This is a genomic window from Parahaemophilus parainfluenzae, from assembly GCF_001053575.1.
GTDB classification, from domain to species: domain Bacteria; phylum Pseudomonadota; class Gammaproteobacteria; order Enterobacterales; family Pasteurellaceae; genus Haemophilus_D; species Haemophilus_D parainfluenzae_S.
Window position 1 is genome coordinate 18,267 of sequence record NZ_JVSL01000039.1, and the last position, 14,485, is coordinate 32,751.

13 protein-coding genes and 2 pseudogenes are annotated in these 14,485 nt (G+C 39.6%); 10 read left to right on the forward strand and 5 right to left on the reverse strand.

The window, feature by feature from the left end; all coding sequences use genetic code 11:
* The first annotated feature begins 6 nt into the window (after window positions 1-6).
* Complete coding sequence (gene rpoD / locus AC979_RS08560) at window positions 7-1,896, forward strand: RNA polymerase sigma factor RpoD (RefSeq protein ID WP_049373836.1); 1,890 nt, start codon at window positions 7-9, stop codon at window positions 1,894-1,896.
* Window positions 1,897-2,031: 135 nt separating this feature from the next.
* A complete protein-coding gene (gene psiE / locus AC979_RS08565) occupies window positions 2,032-2,448 on the forward strand; it encodes a phosphate-starvation-inducible protein PsiE (protein WP_049365746.1) in 417 nt (138 codons plus the stop codon).
* 35 nt (window positions 2,449-2,483) lie between these two features.
* Here the strand turns inward: psiE and AC979_RS08570 are convergent, their stop codons facing one another.
* The 3 genes and pseudogenes from AC979_RS08570 to AC979_RS08575 form a co-directional block, all read right to left on the reverse strand.
* The gene (locus AC979_RS08570; RefSeq protein ID WP_049373837.1) at window positions 2,484-3,329 is read right to left on the reverse strand and encodes a 23S rRNA (adenine(2030)-N(6))-methyltransferase RlmJ; all 846 of its coding nucleotides are present in this window, start codon (window positions 3,327-3,329) and stop codon (window positions 2,484-2,486) included.
* Between the two features lie 66 nt (window positions 3,330-3,395).
* Window positions 3,396-4,088 (reverse strand): annotated as a pseudogene (locus AC979_RS10645) (penicillin-binding protein 1A); the annotation flags it as partial.
* A gap of 75 nt (window positions 4,089-4,163) precedes the next feature.
* Window positions 4,164-6,014, reverse strand: a pseudogene (locus AC979_RS08575) (penicillin-binding protein 1A); the annotation flags it as partial.
* A 99-nt stretch (window positions 6,015-6,113) separates the two neighbouring features.
* Here AC979_RS08575 and AC979_RS08580 point away from each other — a divergent pair.
* The 7 genes from AC979_RS08580 (at window position 6,114) to nfuA (ending at window position 11,174) form a co-directional block, all read left to right on the forward strand.
* Window positions 6,114-6,962: a pilus assembly protein PilM gene (locus AC979_RS08580; protein WP_049373839.1), complete on the forward strand. Its 849-nt coding sequence runs from the start codon at window positions 6,114-6,116 to the stop codon at window positions 6,960-6,962.
* On the forward strand, window positions 6,949-7,461 hold the full coding sequence (locus AC979_RS08585) for a PilN domain-containing protein (protein WP_049373840.1): 513 nt from the start codon (window positions 6,949-6,951) through the stop codon (window positions 7,459-7,461). Before AC979_RS08580 ends, AC979_RS08585 begins: the two co-directional genes overlap by 14 nt.
* The gene (locus AC979_RS08590; protein WP_049373841.1) at window positions 7,458-8,003 is read left to right on the forward strand and encodes a hypothetical protein; all 546 of its coding nucleotides are present in this window, start codon (window positions 7,458-7,460) and stop codon (window positions 8,001-8,003) included. The genes AC979_RS08585 and AC979_RS08590 overlap by 4 nt, the downstream gene beginning before the upstream one ends.
* Window positions 8,000-8,383: a pilus assembly protein PilP gene (locus AC979_RS08595; RefSeq protein WP_049373842.1), complete on the forward strand. Its 384-nt coding sequence runs from the start codon at window positions 8,000-8,002 to the stop codon at window positions 8,381-8,383. The genes AC979_RS08590 and AC979_RS08595 overlap by 4 nt, the downstream gene beginning before the upstream one ends.
* A 1-nt stretch (window position 8,384) precedes the next feature.
* Window positions 8,385-9,767 (forward strand): type IV pilus secretin PilQ, encoded by a 1,383-nt coding sequence (locus tag AC979_RS08600; protein ID WP_049373843.1) that lies wholly within the window; start codon window positions 8,385-8,387, stop codon window positions 9,765-9,767.
* A 19-nt stretch (window positions 9,768-9,786) separates the two neighbouring features.
* A complete protein-coding gene (locus AC979_RS08605; protein ID WP_049373844.1) occupies window positions 9,787-10,476 on the forward strand; it encodes a ComF family protein in 690 nt (229 codons plus the stop codon).
* 113 nt (window positions 10,477-10,589) lie between these two features.
* Complete coding sequence (gene nfuA, locus AC979_RS08610) at window positions 10,590-11,174, forward strand: Fe-S biogenesis protein NfuA (RefSeq protein ID WP_005694707.1); 585 nt, start codon at window positions 10,590-10,592, stop codon at window positions 11,172-11,174.
* A gap of 43 nt (window positions 11,175-11,217) precedes the next feature.
* Here the strand turns inward: nfuA and AC979_RS08615 are convergent, their stop codons facing one another.
* Together AC979_RS08615 and yihA are read right to left on the reverse strand one after the other, a co-directional pair.
* A complete protein-coding gene (locus AC979_RS08615; RefSeq protein WP_049373845.1) occupies window positions 11,218-12,747 on the reverse strand; it encodes a YifB family Mg chelatase-like AAA ATPase in 1,530 nt (509 codons plus the stop codon).
* A gap of 129 nt (window positions 12,748-12,876) precedes the next feature.
* The gene (yihA, locus tag AC979_RS08620; RefSeq protein ID WP_014064661.1) at window positions 12,877-13,491 is read right to left on the reverse strand and encodes a ribosome biogenesis GTP-binding protein YihA/YsxC; all 615 of its coding nucleotides are present in this window, start codon (window positions 13,489-13,491) and stop codon (window positions 12,877-12,879) included.
* Between the two features lie 113 nt (window positions 13,492-13,604).
* On the opposite strand from yihA, the gene AC979_RS08625 reads away from it, so the two are divergent.
* Window positions 13,605-14,474, forward strand: coding sequence for a VirK/YbjX family protein (locus AC979_RS08625; RefSeq protein ID WP_049373846.1), 870 nt, complete (start codon window positions 13,605-13,607; stop codon window positions 14,472-14,474).
* The last annotated feature ends 11 nt before the right edge of the window (window positions 14,475-14,485 follow it).

The window sequence follows — 14,485 nt, forward strand, 5'->3', positions numbered from 1 at the left end:
ATAAAAATGGAACAAAATCAACAATCTACCGCAGAGCAATATTCAGAACAAATTGAACAGCTTATGGAATTGGGTCGTACGCAAGGTTATTTAACCTATGCGGAGATTAATGACTTACTTCCGGAAGATGTGATCGATCCAGAGTATTACGATAAGTTGTTGCAGACTTTACAGCATGATGCGGGTATTCCGGTTCTTGATGAAGCGCCGGAAAGTGACGAAATGATGTTGAATGACACGATTCCGGATGAAGATGCAGTGGAAGAAGCAACACAGATTTTGTCCAATGTGGAATCTGAAATCGGCCGTACAACCGATCCTGTGCGTATGTATATGCGTGAAATGGGAACGGTTGATCTTCTTACCCGTGAAGATGAAATCAGCATTGCAAAACGTATTGAGGAAGGGATTGATGAAGTTCAAACAGCAATTGCGGCATACCCAGAAGCGTTAACTGAATTATTAGATAATTATGACCAAGTTGAAGCAGGCAATTATCGTTTGGCTGATTTAATCACAGGCTTTGTGGATCCAAATGTTCCTGAAGAGGAAACGGCGGACATTGATGAAAATTTTGCTGATGAAGATGAAAGTGCCGAATCTGCTGCAGACGTTGATGATGAGAGCGATGAGGAAGATGAAAGCGATAACAGCTCAAGTTCTGATGACAGTGATTCAGATAACAGCATCGATCCTGAAGTAGCGCGTGAAAGATTTGCTGCATTAAGAGAGCAACATACTAAAACATTGGCGACCATAGCAAAACACGGTCGTAGTGGTAAACGTGCAAAAGATCAAATTGCTCAACTCGCCGATATTTTTAAACAATTCCGTTTAGTGCCAAAACAATTTGATGTACTTGTTTTATCAATGAAGAATATGATGAAACGTGTACGTGCAGAAGAGCGTCAACTACAAAAAGTATTAGTTGATATTGCAGGTATGCCAAAAGATGAATTTGAGGCGCTTATTGTTGCGAATGGCAGCAGTGATGCATGGGTAGCAAAAGCATTAAAATCAACGAAAGCTTGGGCAAAACGTTTACCAAAATATGAAGAACGTATCCGTTTATCTTTAGATAACTTAGCGAATATTGAGCAAAATACTAATCTGACCATCCAACAAATGCGTGAGATTTGTGATGCGGTATCTCGTGGTGAACAAAAAGCTCGTCGTGCGAAAAAAGAAATGGTTGAAGCTAACTTACGTTTGGTCATTTCTATTGCGAAAAAATATACCAACCGTGGTTTACAATTCTTGGATTTAATTCAAGAAGGGAATATTGGTTTGATGAAAGCGGTAGATAAATTTGAATACCGTCGTGGTTATAAATTCTCTACCTATGCAACTTGGTGGATTCGTCAGGCAATTACGCGTTCCATTGCAGACCAAGCGCGTACAATCCGTATCCCGGTTCATATGATTGAAACGATTAACAAATTAAATCGTATTTCTCGTCAAATGCTACAAGAAATGGGACGTGAAGCTACACCAGAAGAGCTTGCTGAACGCATGGGCATGCCAGAAGATAAAATTCGTAAAGTGCTTAAAATTGCGAAAGAACCTATTTCTATGGAAACCCCAATCGGTGATGACGACGATTCACATTTAGGTGACTTCATCGAGGATTCAACTCTTGAGTTACCATTAGATTCTGCCACTGCACAAAGCTTGAAAGTGGCGACTCATGAAGTGTTAGAAGGGTTAACCCCTCGTGAAGCGAAAGTATTACGTATGCGTTTTGGTATTGATATGAATACCGACCACACGCTTGAAGAAGTGGGTAAGCAATTTGATGTAACTCGTGAGCGTATTCGTCAGATTGAAGCGAAAGCGTTGCGTAAATTACGTCATCCAAGTCGTTCAGAAACCTTAAGAAGTTTCTTAGATGAGTAATTATTCATTTATATAAAAAAGAAAAGGCAGAAATATCTGCCTTTTTTATTTGATTAAATTTGGCTATTTACCACCAAATCACATTCCTTTAAAATATGCACCTTTCATCATTTAAAAAAACAAAAAAGGAACTTTATGGAAGAATCTCAAGAACTAGAAAAGCTGCCTCGAGTAGTGACTAGTGTATTAAAAGTAATATTAAGTTTTTCACTTATTGCTTTGGCTTTAGTGCTGATTATTGCTTTAGCTAAAATCACCTATACCTTAGCAATTATGGTGTTCAATACATCAAGCGTAGTGCCTTATGATGTTGCTGAACAAGCCGTGATGTTTTTCTTATATTTCGGTTTTATTGGCCTAATCGTGCAATATTTTAAAAGTGGTTATCACTTTCCTTTGCGTTATTTTATTTACGCGGGGATTACCGCCATGTTGCGCCTGATTATTGTGAATCATGAGAGCTCAGTTGATACTATCTTATTCGCAGGCGCGATTTTAATTATGGTTATTGCACTTTGTTTAGTGTTGTATTCCAATAAAATTAAAATTTAAAAGTGCGGTCATTTTGACCGCGGTTTTGGAATGGATTATTCTGGTACAATCCATTCCACTGTCCAACTCCCTGTACCTTCAGGGACGAGTGTTTGGGTCAAATAAGGCAAAATAGATTTCATTTGCTGTTCTAATTGCCAAGGTGGATTAATCACCACCATTCCACTTGCGGTCATACCACGTTGATCGCTATCAGGGCGAACAGCCAATTCAATTTTCAAAATTTTACGAATTCCCGTTGCTTCTAATCCTTTAAAAATGCGTTTTGTTTGTTGGCGTAGAACCACTGGATACCAAATGGCATAAGTGCCTGTCGCAAAGCGCTTATAACCTTCTTCGATCGCTTTCACCACCAAATCATAATCTTCTTTTAATTCATAAGGCGGATCAATAAGCACTAAACCGCGGCGTTCTTTTGGTGGAAGTGTCGCTTTGAGTTGTTGGAAACCATTTTCTGATTTTGTGGTGATATTCTTAAACTCTTTAAAGTTATTCCGTAATAATGGAAAATCGCTCGGGTGTAATTCTGTCAGTAATGCACGATCTTGAGGACGTAATAGTTGTGCAGCAATCATTGGAGATCCGGCATAATAGCGTAATTCTTTACCACCATAATTGAGCTTTTTAATGAGATCTACGTAGCGAGCAACCTCTTCGGGTAAATCTGTTCTTTCCCAAAGTCTCCCTATTCCCTCTTTGTACTCTCCGGTTTTTTCTGATTCGTTAGAACTTAAGCGATAACGACCAACACCAGAGTGTGTGTCGAGATAGTAGAAGCCTTTTTCTTTAAGCGAAAGATTTTCCAATATCAACATTAATACAATATGCTTTAACACATCAGCATGGTTGCCAGCGTGGAAACTGTGACGATAACTTAACATGATTTGTCCTTTTGACGTAAAAAAGTGCGGTCAAAATAAACCGCACTTTTAGTATTTAAATCAGGGTTAGAATAATTCTTCTGGTTGCGTGGCAGGAATTGCGTCTTTGGTTTTGCCTGTTCCACCATTTAAGCGTTGTTGCAACTCAGGTGGGACATAATAACCGCGCTCTTTCATTTCTGCAATGTAAGTACGTTTAGGCTCGGTACCAACGATAAAGTATTCTTTACGACCACCACCTTCAGAAAGTAAACCTGAGTTACTATCAATGGTTTTTTCCATGATGTTTGGTGGAAGAGCAAGTTGACGTTCGGGTACATCAGAAAGAGCAGCTTTCATATAAGCAACCCAGGCAGGCATTGCGGTTTTCGCACCGGCTTCACCTTTACCTAATACGCGTTTGTTATCATCGAAACCGACATAGGTCGTTGTCACTAAGTTTGCACCAAAACCTGCATACCAAGCAACTTTCGCACTATTCGTGGTACCTGTTTTACCGCCGATGTCACTACGCTTAATGCTTTGAGCAATACGCCAGCTGGTACCTTTCCAACTGAGTCCTTGCTCACCATAAATCGCCGTATTTAATGCGCTACGAATTAAGAAGGCTAACTCACCACTAATTACACGAGGTGCGTACTCTTGTTTTGCTGTACCGTCTTTCGCATCCGCCATTAAATCAACAGAACCGTCATTTAATGCTGATGTTTGAAGCTCTGGCAAGTCTGGTACATTCTCAGGTTGCTGATCACCCTCACCTTCATCTGTATCGGTGTTGCTATTACCTTTAGCGGATTTTAGATTGTCAGGATTAGCCACTTCTGCGACATCTTTAAAACCATCAATTTTATCTTTGGTTTCACCATAAATCACAGGAATGTCGTTACAGGTAATACAAGCAATTTTCGGATTCGCAATAAATAAATCTTTACCGGTATTATCTTGAATTTTTTCGATAAGATAAGGATCAATTAAGAAACCACCGTTATCAAATACCGCATAAGCACGTGCCATTTCCAATGGAGTGAAGGATGCCGCACCTAATGCAAGTGCTTCACTGGCAAAATATTGGTCACGTTTGAACCCAAATCGTTGTAAGAAGTCAGCCGTAAAGCCAACACCTGCGGTTTGTAGTGCTCGGATGGCAATCATGTTTTTAGATTGACCTAAACCTACACGTAAACGCATTGGACCGTCATAACGATCAGGTGAGTTTTTAGGTTGCCACAAAGGTTGTCCTGGTTTTTGAATGGAGATAGGACTGTCTTGCAATACGCTTGAAAGCGTTAAACCTTTTTCTAATGCCGCAGCATAAATAAATGGTTTAATCGAAGAACCTACTTGCACTAAAGATTGGGTTGCGCGGTTAAATTTACTTTGTTCGTAACTAAAACCACCCACCATGGCTTCAATTGCACCATTATCAGAGTTTAATGAAACTAATGCAGAGTTAGCCGCTGGAATTTGACCTAAAATCCATTCACCGTTATCACGTTTACGAATCCAAATTTGTTCGCCCACTTTAACGGGGGATTTACCCGCCCAACGCATTGCGTTTGAAGAAAGCGTCATAGTCTCATTATTGGCTAAAAGTAATTCAGCACCATTTTTACCTAATGCGGTTACTGCTGCTGGAATGAACGGTTCTGAATCAGGTAATTTTTTCAAGAAAGCGACAATGCGTTCATTATCCCATGGTGTTTCACCTTTTTTCCAAAGTGGTGCACCGCCACGCCAGCCATGACGCATATCATAATCAATCAGGTTATTACGAACGGCTTTTTGTGCTTCCGCTTGATCTTTGGAAAGCACTGTCGTGAAGACTTTATAACCTTTGGTATAAGCATCTTCTTCACCAAAACGTTTTACCATTTCTTGACGAACCATTTCAGTCACATAGTCTGCACGGAACTCAAATTTAGCACCGTGATAGCTTGCTACAATTGGTTCTTTAATCGCTGCATCATATTCTGCTTTGGTGATCTTGTTTTCATCCAACATTCGGCTTAAAACCACATTTCGACGTTCTTCCGCACGTTTTGGCGAATACAGTGGATTCATGGTAGAAGGAGCTTTTGGCAAGCCAGCAATGATCGCCATTTCAGAAAGTGTTAATTCATCTAAGTTTTTACCAAAGTAGGTTTGAGCGGCGGCTGCAACGCCATAAGAGCGATACCCTAAGAAAATTTTATTCAAATAAAGTTCTAAAATTTCTTGTTTGCTTAAGGCATTTTCAATTTCAATGGCTAATACTGCTTCGCGAGCTTTACGAATAATGGTTTTTTCTGGCGTTAAGAAGAAGTTACGTGCAAGCTGTTGTGTAATGGTACTTGCCCCTTGAGATGCCCCACCATTGTTGACGGCAACAAAAATCGCACGAGCAATACCAACAGGGTCTAAGCCGTGATGTTCATAAAAACGGCTATCTTCCGTCGCTAAGAAGGCATCTTGCAGACGCTGAGGCACATTTTCTAATTTCACTGGAATACGGCGTTGTTCACCGACTTCACCGATTAATTTGCCATCAGCCGTATAGATTTGCATCGGCTGTTGCAACTCAACGGTTTTTAGGCTCTCAACCGATGGTAAGGAGGATTTTAAGTGAAAATACAGTACACCACCGGCGACTAACCCCAGTATACATATCGTAAATAGGGTACTTAATATTAATTTTGCGATCCGCATCGTAAAATTCTCTCTGGTTTAATGAATATTCAAAAAATCAAAATTATGATCTTGGCTGCTAAGTATAAAAGATTAATCCCTTAAAGAATAGGAAAGAATATGGGAATTGCTCATAGAAAGCAGCGAAAACAACAAATTGGTGTGAGTAAACAACAAGATAACCTCTATTTTGTTTGGCTAGATGAATTCCACAAAGTTCAATCTATTTTCTTGAATGGACAACAAAAGGACATTTTTTCCCAGTTATTGCCTTATTTACCACAAAAAACTAACCAATGTTGTTTTATCGGCGCCATTTCACCCCATTTAACTTGGTCTAAAACGCTTATTTTACCGCAAACACTCAATGCTCAGGAGTGTGAACAACAATGTCGTTTCATTTTGCAAAAAGAATTACCGATTCCGTTGGATGAATTATGGTTTGATTATTTGACCACACCATTAAAACAAGGTTTTCGTTTGGATATCACGGCGATTCGAAAAGAAAGTGCCAACGCAGAATTAGCAAAATATTTGCCGCTAAAATTGACCGCACTTGATTTACTGAATCACAGTATTTTACGTGCGTTTTATGCCATTTTAGGTCAAGAGCCGACAAACGCCTTATTTTTATATCAAGATCAACAAGGTTGTCTCGCCGTTTGTGAACGCTTACAACAACGACAAGTCTTGCAATCTCAACGTGATTTATATGAACTTTATCAACAGTTTACCCAACGCTTTCCTGAAACAATAGAACAGATTTACGTGTATCAAACGCCCGATATGTTGAATTCAGACACAATTGAATTACAGCCTAAGGATTGGCAGCGTATCGAAACAGATCTTCCTTTCATCGCTTTAGGCAATGCACTCTGGCAAACCGATTTAAAGCTAGTGGATTTATCCTCAAAAACGACTGCACTTTTGACTCCAAGTAATCGGGAGAGTGGTGATGTTAAGTCTTAATCTATTGCCTTGGCGCTTAGAACAACATCAAAAGGCCTTTCGTCGTTTTATGTGGCAAGGTTTAATTTGGCTAGCTTGCTCAGTGTTGATTGTCATTGGATTGAACCAACTCAATGAACAACAAGCGCGAACCCTAAATCAGACAAAAGAAAAACTGACACAAATTACTCATCAAGTCCATCAGAAACGCATTCAAGTTCAGCAACTACAAAGTAACTTAAAAGAACTGAATGAGCTGACAGAAATGGAGACGGAATATGTGTATCGAATGCTTAATTTATTAACTGAGTTGCCATTACAACAAGGTGAGTTAGATGAATTTAAGCTCAATGCTAAGCAAGTTGTCCTTTCAGGCATGACAGAAAGCCAACAAGAGTTTGAAGAGATACATCAATTTCTCAAACGCCATTTTACAGAGGTTAACTTAACTAAGTTTCAACCGGTGCAACAGCAGTTATTTTTTCAATTTGATATTCCGCTATCGGAGCCTGTGCAATGAGGAATCTTATCAACGAGCTTATTCAAAAAAGTGCACAAAGTTGGTTTGGGCGATGGCTTCGATTACCTCAAATGGCCCATGCTGCCTTTTGGTTGTGTGCATTAAGTGCGGTCATCTTTTTACCTGTTTTTCGTTATGTTGAAAACAGTAGTGAACAGTATCGACTTGACGCAGAATTGAGTTTGCAGCAGCAAGAGTGGGAGAAGCAGGAAAAGATTTTACAAACCTTAAGGCAAAAGTCAGACAGCCGACAACTTTCTCCAGAATTGGCTAATTCTGTGTTGCCGATCAATCAGCATGTACAGGCGTTGTTAAATAGGCGGCTTCGAGCATTGGATTTACGTTGGGATTTTTCTCAACAGATTTTGTTGCATTTGTCATTGCAAGGCTATTTTGTTGATTTACAACAATTTTTGACCGCACTTGTAAACAATGTTCCTACACTTTCTTTAACTCAATTAAACATTGAGAAATTAGATGGAGAGGAAAATGCTTCTATTACATGTGAGTTAATTTTCCAATTAAATAAGGACAAACAATGAGAAAGCTCTTCTTGATCTTGATAGCGTTTTTTTCTGTATCGTCATTTTCGCAAGATCCTTTTGATCGTAAACAAAGAGAACAAACCGAATATCCAAAAGAGGGGCTCACCCTACCGCCGGTGTCGGCTTGCGTTTATTCGGAGCCGAGACTAGCGGAGGAACGCCCATTGGCTCAGCTACATATTGTGGGTGTCGTGCAATACGGTAAACAGGCAGAAGTGTTATTTAATGATGATGGGCATATTCTTTCCGCTCAAGTCGAGCATAGAATTGGACAGGAAGGCTATTTAATCGAAAAAGTGAGTAAAAACAGCGTGACGCTTCAAGGTTATAAAGCAGGGCAATGTGAACAAACGACCTCAATCATAATGAGATTTTAAAATGGTAAAGCAGAAAATAAAAACAAAGTGCGGTCAGTTTTTAATGTGTTTTTTGATCCTATGGACAACTTACTCAGCAGCAGAAAATCGCGTCTTTTCACTTCGCTTAAAACAGGCACCAATGGTGGCAACACTCCAGCAACTTGCCCTTGAGCAAAATACCAATTTAATGATTGATGATGAGCTAGAAGGAACGCTTTCATTGCAATTAGATAACGTGGATTTTGATCGTTTATTGCGTTCTGTTGCCAAGATCAAAGGGCTCTCTTTTTATCAAGAAAATGAAATTTATTATTTGGGTAAGCCTTCTCAACATGAACAATATGCAGAGAAAATGACAGAACCTATGGCGATTAGTGGAGAAAGTTTGCCTAGTGAAACACCACTGGTGAGTACAACGGTTAAACTGCATTTTGCCAAGGCCTCTGATGTGATGAAATCTTTAACAACAGGGAGCGGTTCTTTGCTTTCACCTAGCGGTACAATTACATTTGATGACCGAAGCAATGTATTACTGATTCAGGATGATGCACGTTCTGTCAAAAATATCAAAAAATTAATCGCAGAGTTGGATAAACCCATTGAGCAAATCGTGATTGAAGCACGTATTGTGACGATTACCGATGAAAGCCTAAAAGAATTAGGTGTGCGTTGGGGTATTTTTAATCCTACTGAGGCAGTCCATCGAGTGGGTGGCAGCTTAGATGCGAATGGCTTTAGTAATATCAGTAATAATTTAAACGTGAATTTTGCGACAACGGTGACACCAGCCGGGTCATTAGCACTTCAAGTAGCCAAAATTAATGGTCGATTACTGGACTTAGAATTGACGGCACTTGAACGTGAAAATAACGTAGAAATTATTGCAAGCCCTCGTTTACTCACGACCAATAAGAAAAGTGCAAGCATCAAACAAGGGACAGAAATTCCTTATGTGGTGACAAATGGGAAAAATGACACCCAATCAGTAGAGTTTCGCGAGGCTGTCTTAGGATTGGAAGTCACACCGCATATTTCGAAGGATAATAATATTTTATTGGATTTATTAGTGAGTCAAAATTCTCCAGGGAATCGTGTGGCTTATGGGCAAAATGAAGTGGTATCCATTGATAAACAAGAAATTAATACGCAAGTTTTTGCCAAAGATGGGGAAACAATTGTATTGGGTGGTGTATTCCACGATACCATCACGAAAGGTGTCGATAAAGTGCCATTATTGGGCGATATTCCAGGTATTAAGCGCTTGTTTAGTAAGGAAAGTGAACGTCATCAAAAACGAGAGCTTGTGATTTTTGTGACACCTCATATTTTGAAACAAGGTGAAAGAATGGAAATGGCTAAGAAAGAAAAGCATTTTAAGCAAGTTGAAAAAGCGAAAAAATAAAGTGCGGTCAATTTCTTTTATGTTTTCCCATTTTTTTCAGTTTAGCTGTGTGTATTGCAAGCGATCTATTCATCTTGGTCGAAACGGGTTGTGTAGTCGATGTCAGAAGCAAATTAAAACTTTCCCTTATTGTGGTCGATGTGGTTCACCCTTGCAGCATTATGCAATGGGCTGTGGACATTGTTTGAAAAATGAACCTGCTTGGGATCGCATTGTGATCATTGGGCATTACCTCGAACCGCTTTCTTCACTTATTCATCGTTTTAAATTCCAAAAACAGTTCTGGTTAGATCGTAGCTTATCGCGTTTGCTTTATCTTGCAGTGCGAGAGGCAAGACGAACACATGGGCTCTCTCTGCCACAGGCGATTATTCCCGTACCGCTATATCATTTTCGGCAATGGCATCGGGGTTATAATCAGGCTGATTTATTGGCTAATTGGTTAAGTCGTTGGTGCGATGTGCCTAACTGTCATCATGTGGTGAAACGGATTAAACATACCCACACTCAGCGAGGTTTAACCGCGAAAGATCGACGACACAATCTTAAAAATGCTTTTACAGTGAATACCCAAAAGCCTTTTCCTTATGAACGCGTTGCATTGGTAGATGATGTGATTACAACTGGTTCAACGTTGGCAGAGATAGCCAAACAACTTCGAAAATTAGGTGTAAAAGAAATACAAGTATGGGGCTTAGCGAGAGCTTAAATTTTTAAAGATAGGATTTATCTATATCTATAAAAATAGGAATAAATGTAGAAAAAATTGCCGCATAGGAGTATCATTCTTGATATATTGCATCAAGTATTAGGATTTTATTTATGGAACAAATTTTTATTTCAGATGCTGCACAAGCACATTTTCGGAAACTTTTAGATACACAAGAAGAAGGTACAAATATTCGTATTTTTGTCGTGAACCCTGGTACCCCTGGAGCTGAATGTGGCGTGTCTTACTGTCCGCCAAATTCAGTTGAAGCGACTGATACTGAAATGAAATACGATACTTTTTCAGCATTTGTGGATGAAATCAGCTTACCGTTTTTAGAAGATGCGGAAATTGATTACGTAACAGAAGAGCTCGGTGCTCAACTGACTTTAAAAGCACCTAACGCAAAAATGCGTAAAGTTGCAGATGATGCGCCTTTAATTGAGCGCGTAGAGTACGTGATCCAAACACAAATTAACCCACAATTAGCCAGTCATGGAGGTAAAATCACGTTAATTGAAATTACCGATGACGGTTATGCAGTTCTACAATTCGGTGGTGGTTGTAATGGTTGCTCAATGGTTGATGTCACCTTAAAAGATGGTGTAGAGAAACAGTTAGTTTCGCTCTTCCCAAATGAATTAAAAGGTGCACGAGACGTAACAGAACACCAACGTGGTGAACATTCTTATTATTAAGAATCGAAGACGAAAAAGGGCGAATCATTCGCCCTTTTATTTTTTAAGCAGCAGATAATTTTTGTAACAACCGATCCATCGCCCTATATCCTAGCGCTTCTGCTAAATGAGGTTGTTGTATTTCTTTTTCGCCATTTAAATCAGCAATCGTGCGTGAGACTTTTAAAATCCGATGATAGGCTCTTACTGAAAGTCCAAGCTTATTCAGTGCCTTCTCAAGGAATAATGCATCTTTATCTTGTAATTTACAGTCCCGTTCAATTTCTTTGCTTGAAAGATACGCATTGATTTTACCGGCTCGAGCAAGTTGAATTTCTCTCACTTTTAACACTTTTTCTTGTACTTGTTGGCTGGTTTCGCCTCTATCCCCCGTATTCTGTAAGCTACCTTGTGGCAGGAGGGGCACTTCAATAGATAAATCAAAACGATCTAAAAACGGCCCTGAAAGGCGATTTAAATAACGCATCACTTGCTGCGGCGAGGTGCGATTATGTGTTCCAGTATAATGCCCTGTTGGACTTGGATTCATCGCTGCAACTAATTGAAAGCGAGCGGGAAATTGGATTTTTGCATTGGCACGTGAAATAATAATTTCTCCACTTTCTAAGGGTTGTCGTAGAGCATCCAGTACTTTACGCTCAAATTCAGGTAGCTCATCAAGGAAAAGTACACCATTGTGTGCGAGCGATATTTCGCCTGGTTTGGGAATGGTTCCTCCACCCACTAGGGCTGGCAAAGAAGCACTATGATGTGGCGCTCGAAACGGACGTTGTTTCCAGTTATGAAAATTTAATTCATTTTGTACTAAACTCGTAACCGACGCGGTTTCAATGGCTTCTAAATCGGTCATTTCAGGGAGCAATGCAGTGAGACGACTTGCCAACATGGTTTTACCCGTCCCTGGTGGGCCTAAAAAGAGTAGGTTGTGCTGACCAGCTGCCGCTATCGTTAGAGCTCGTTTAGCATGTTGCTGACCAATAATATCGGTCAAATCTAAGTGATTTTTAGCTGAAAATCCGACCGCACTTTCTTGTGCGAGTAATGAGGCCAAAGGTAATTTTTCTTGATTATTTAAGAATTGCACGACTTCCAAAAGATTTTTAGCGAAATAAGTCTCTTGCTCTGAGACAAGTGAAGCTTCATTGGCATTTTGATAAGCGATAATGGGGGCTCGTTTCGCTTTTTGTGCCGCTAAAATGGCGGGAATCACGCCGTGTACGCCACGTAATTCACCCGTTAATGCGAGCTCGCCAACGAATTCAAACTGTTTTAAACGACTGCCATCAAGTTGATCTGATGCAGCTAAAATACCGATTGCAATGGGTAAATCAAATCGTCCCCCTTCTTTTGGTAAATCAGCCGGTGCAAGATTTACGGTGATGCGTTTGGCAGGATATTTGAACTGCGCATTCATTAATGCACTTCTGACACGATCTTGCGCTTCTTTTACTGTTTTTTCAGGTAGACCAACTAAGGTAAATCCAGGCTTCCCGTTACTTAAATGTACTTCAATCGTAACAAGAGGGGCTTGTACACCCATTGATGCACGGCTGTAAACAATAGCAAGAGACATTCAGATTCCTTAAAGTGCGGTCAAAAATAATCAGATTTTCGCACTATAAAAAAAGCACAGAATGAAATCATACATCCTGTGCTTTTTTTGCGATCTTGATCGCAGAAATCATTTTTTCTTGATAAAAAACTACACGAAAAGTGGTGCAAACCAACTATCTAATTTAGCCGCTAATTTATCAATACCAATTTTATTTTGTGCAGAAAAGGCCTCGACTTGAATATCACCTTGGAAGGGTAAAATCGCTTCACGTACCATTTTGACTTGTTTGCTACGCGCACTTTGACTGAGTTTATCCGCCTTGGTTAAAAGTAACATAACCGGTAAATCAGCAGAAACAGCCCATTCGATCATTTGTTGATCGAGATCTTTTAAAGGATGGCGAATATCCATTAAAACAACAAGCCCGCCTAAACATTCCCGTTTTTGCAAATATTCCCCGAGGGATTTTTGCCACTCGATTTTCATTTTCTCAGGAACGGCAGCATAGCCATAGCCAGGTAAATCCACTAGTTTACAATTCGGCTCCACCTCAAAAAGATTGATGAGCTGTGTTCGACCTGGTGTTTTAGAGGTTCGAGCTAAGCTTTTTTGATTGGTTAATGCATTAAGTGCGGTCGATTTTCCTGCATTTGAACGCCCAGCAAAAGCAATTTCAATTCCTGTATCCTCTGGAATGGAACGAATATTGGGGGCGCTCGTAAGAAAATGCGTTTTATGATAATTTAGTTTAATTTCAGACATAATAGTTCCTTTCATCAATTGACCCTAGCATATCACAAATAGAAAAATTGCTGAAATTATGAGAGAATGCGCGCTTTGTGTGATTTAAAGCCTCTTTAATTATATTAATAACTATGGAATCTCAAGAAAATCAATATTGCTGGCCAAAAGCGGAAGCCGTTTATCCCGATAGACCTGGGCGTTCTTATGCGCTTAAGCGCCTACGTTATCGTCTTCGCGCTTTTTTACACCGTGGATTAATTGCTCAATTTGAGCAATTTATTAACCAGCATCCTTTTCTTGTGACGTTATTAAATGAACATGCAGATTATAGTTATCCGTTAGTTTATCGTTTTTTAGATAAACGTTTTAATAGTAAACAGCGTTTCCAAGCCATCTGCGACAATCTACTTTTTTTACCTGAAAAATTTACTGCACTTTCAGCACCCATTTATAAAACGCCATTAAGTTTTGGTGAGGTAATTCCTGATTTTGAGATGACATTGTCGATGACCACGCACCAACCGATGGAAGGTTATTGGGTTCTGGAGTTATGGCATAAACCACGTAATGAATTAGTGTATTTGCTTACTTTTGCTAAACTTGGCGAGGCATTGCTTATTTCTGTTGTGCAGGGGCCCAATTTTGGAGGTTCTAAAGAGATGGTGAAGCAACTCACAAAAACGTGCTATGGTTTACGTCCTGCTTATTTGATGGTGGAAACGATGAAAGCATTGACGAAAGCGTTGGGTTTTAAGACGTTATTGGGCATTCCACAAAAATATCAAAATAAATCACGTTTTATTCAAAGTTCTCATTATGTTGTAGATTATGATGCGATTTTTGCTGAATCAGGTGGACAGTTGAAAGATTATTGGGAATTGCCTTTAGAAATAGATAGAAACCTTGATGATGTGCCGAGTAAGAAACGTTCTATGTATCGTAAACGTTATGCGATGATAGATGATTTGGCTAAAGTAATCGAAGAAATGTTAGGATTGTAAAAGTAAAAAGT

What these genes read in the sequence shown, in the direction of transcription:
- rpoD (WP_049373836.1), top strand. Translation starts at nt 7, where the DNA reads ATGGAACAAAATCAACAATCTACCGCAGAGCAATATTCAGAACAAATT.
- psiE (WP_049365746.1), top strand. Translation starts at nt 2,032, where the DNA reads ATGGAAGAATCTCAAGAACTAGAAAAGCTGCCTCGAGTAGTGACTAGT.
- AC979_RS08570 (WP_049373837.1), bottom strand. Translation starts at nt 3,329, where the DNA reads ATGTTAAGTTATCGTCACAGTTTCCACGCTGGCAACCATGCTGATGTG.
- AC979_RS08580 (WP_049373839.1), top strand. Translation starts at nt 6,114, where the DNA reads ATGGGAATTGCTCATAGAAAGCAGCGAAAACAACAAATTGGTGTGAGT.
- AC979_RS08585 (WP_049373840.1), top strand. Translation starts at nt 6,949, where the DNA reads ATGTTAAGTCTTAATCTATTGCCTTGGCGCTTAGAACAACATCAAAAG.
- AC979_RS08590 (WP_049373841.1), top strand. Translation starts at nt 7,458, where the DNA reads ATGAGGAATCTTATCAACGAGCTTATTCAAAAAAGTGCACAAAGTTGG.
- AC979_RS08595 (WP_049373842.1), top strand. Translation starts at nt 8,000, where the DNA reads ATGAGAAAGCTCTTCTTGATCTTGATAGCGTTTTTTTCTGTATCGTCA.
- AC979_RS08600 (WP_049373843.1), top strand. Translation starts at nt 8,385, where the DNA reads ATGGTAAAGCAGAAAATAAAAACAAAGTGCGGTCAGTTTTTAATGTGT.
- AC979_RS08605 (WP_049373844.1), top strand. Translation starts at nt 9,787, where the DNA reads ATGTTTTCCCATTTTTTTCAGTTTAGCTGTGTGTATTGCAAGCGATCT.
- nfuA (WP_005694707.1), top strand. Translation starts at nt 10,590, where the DNA reads ATGGAACAAATTTTTATTTCAGATGCTGCACAAGCACATTTTCGGAAA.
- AC979_RS08615 (WP_049373845.1), bottom strand. Translation starts at nt 12,747, where the DNA reads ATGTCTCTTGCTATTGTTTACAGCCGTGCATCAATGGGTGTACAAGCC.
- yihA (WP_014064661.1), bottom strand. Translation starts at nt 13,491, where the DNA reads ATGTCTGAAATTAAACTAAATTATCATAAAACGCATTTTCTTACGAGC.
- AC979_RS08625 (WP_049373846.1), top strand. Translation starts at nt 13,605, where the DNA reads ATGGAATCTCAAGAAAATCAATATTGCTGGCCAAAAGCGGAAGCCGTT.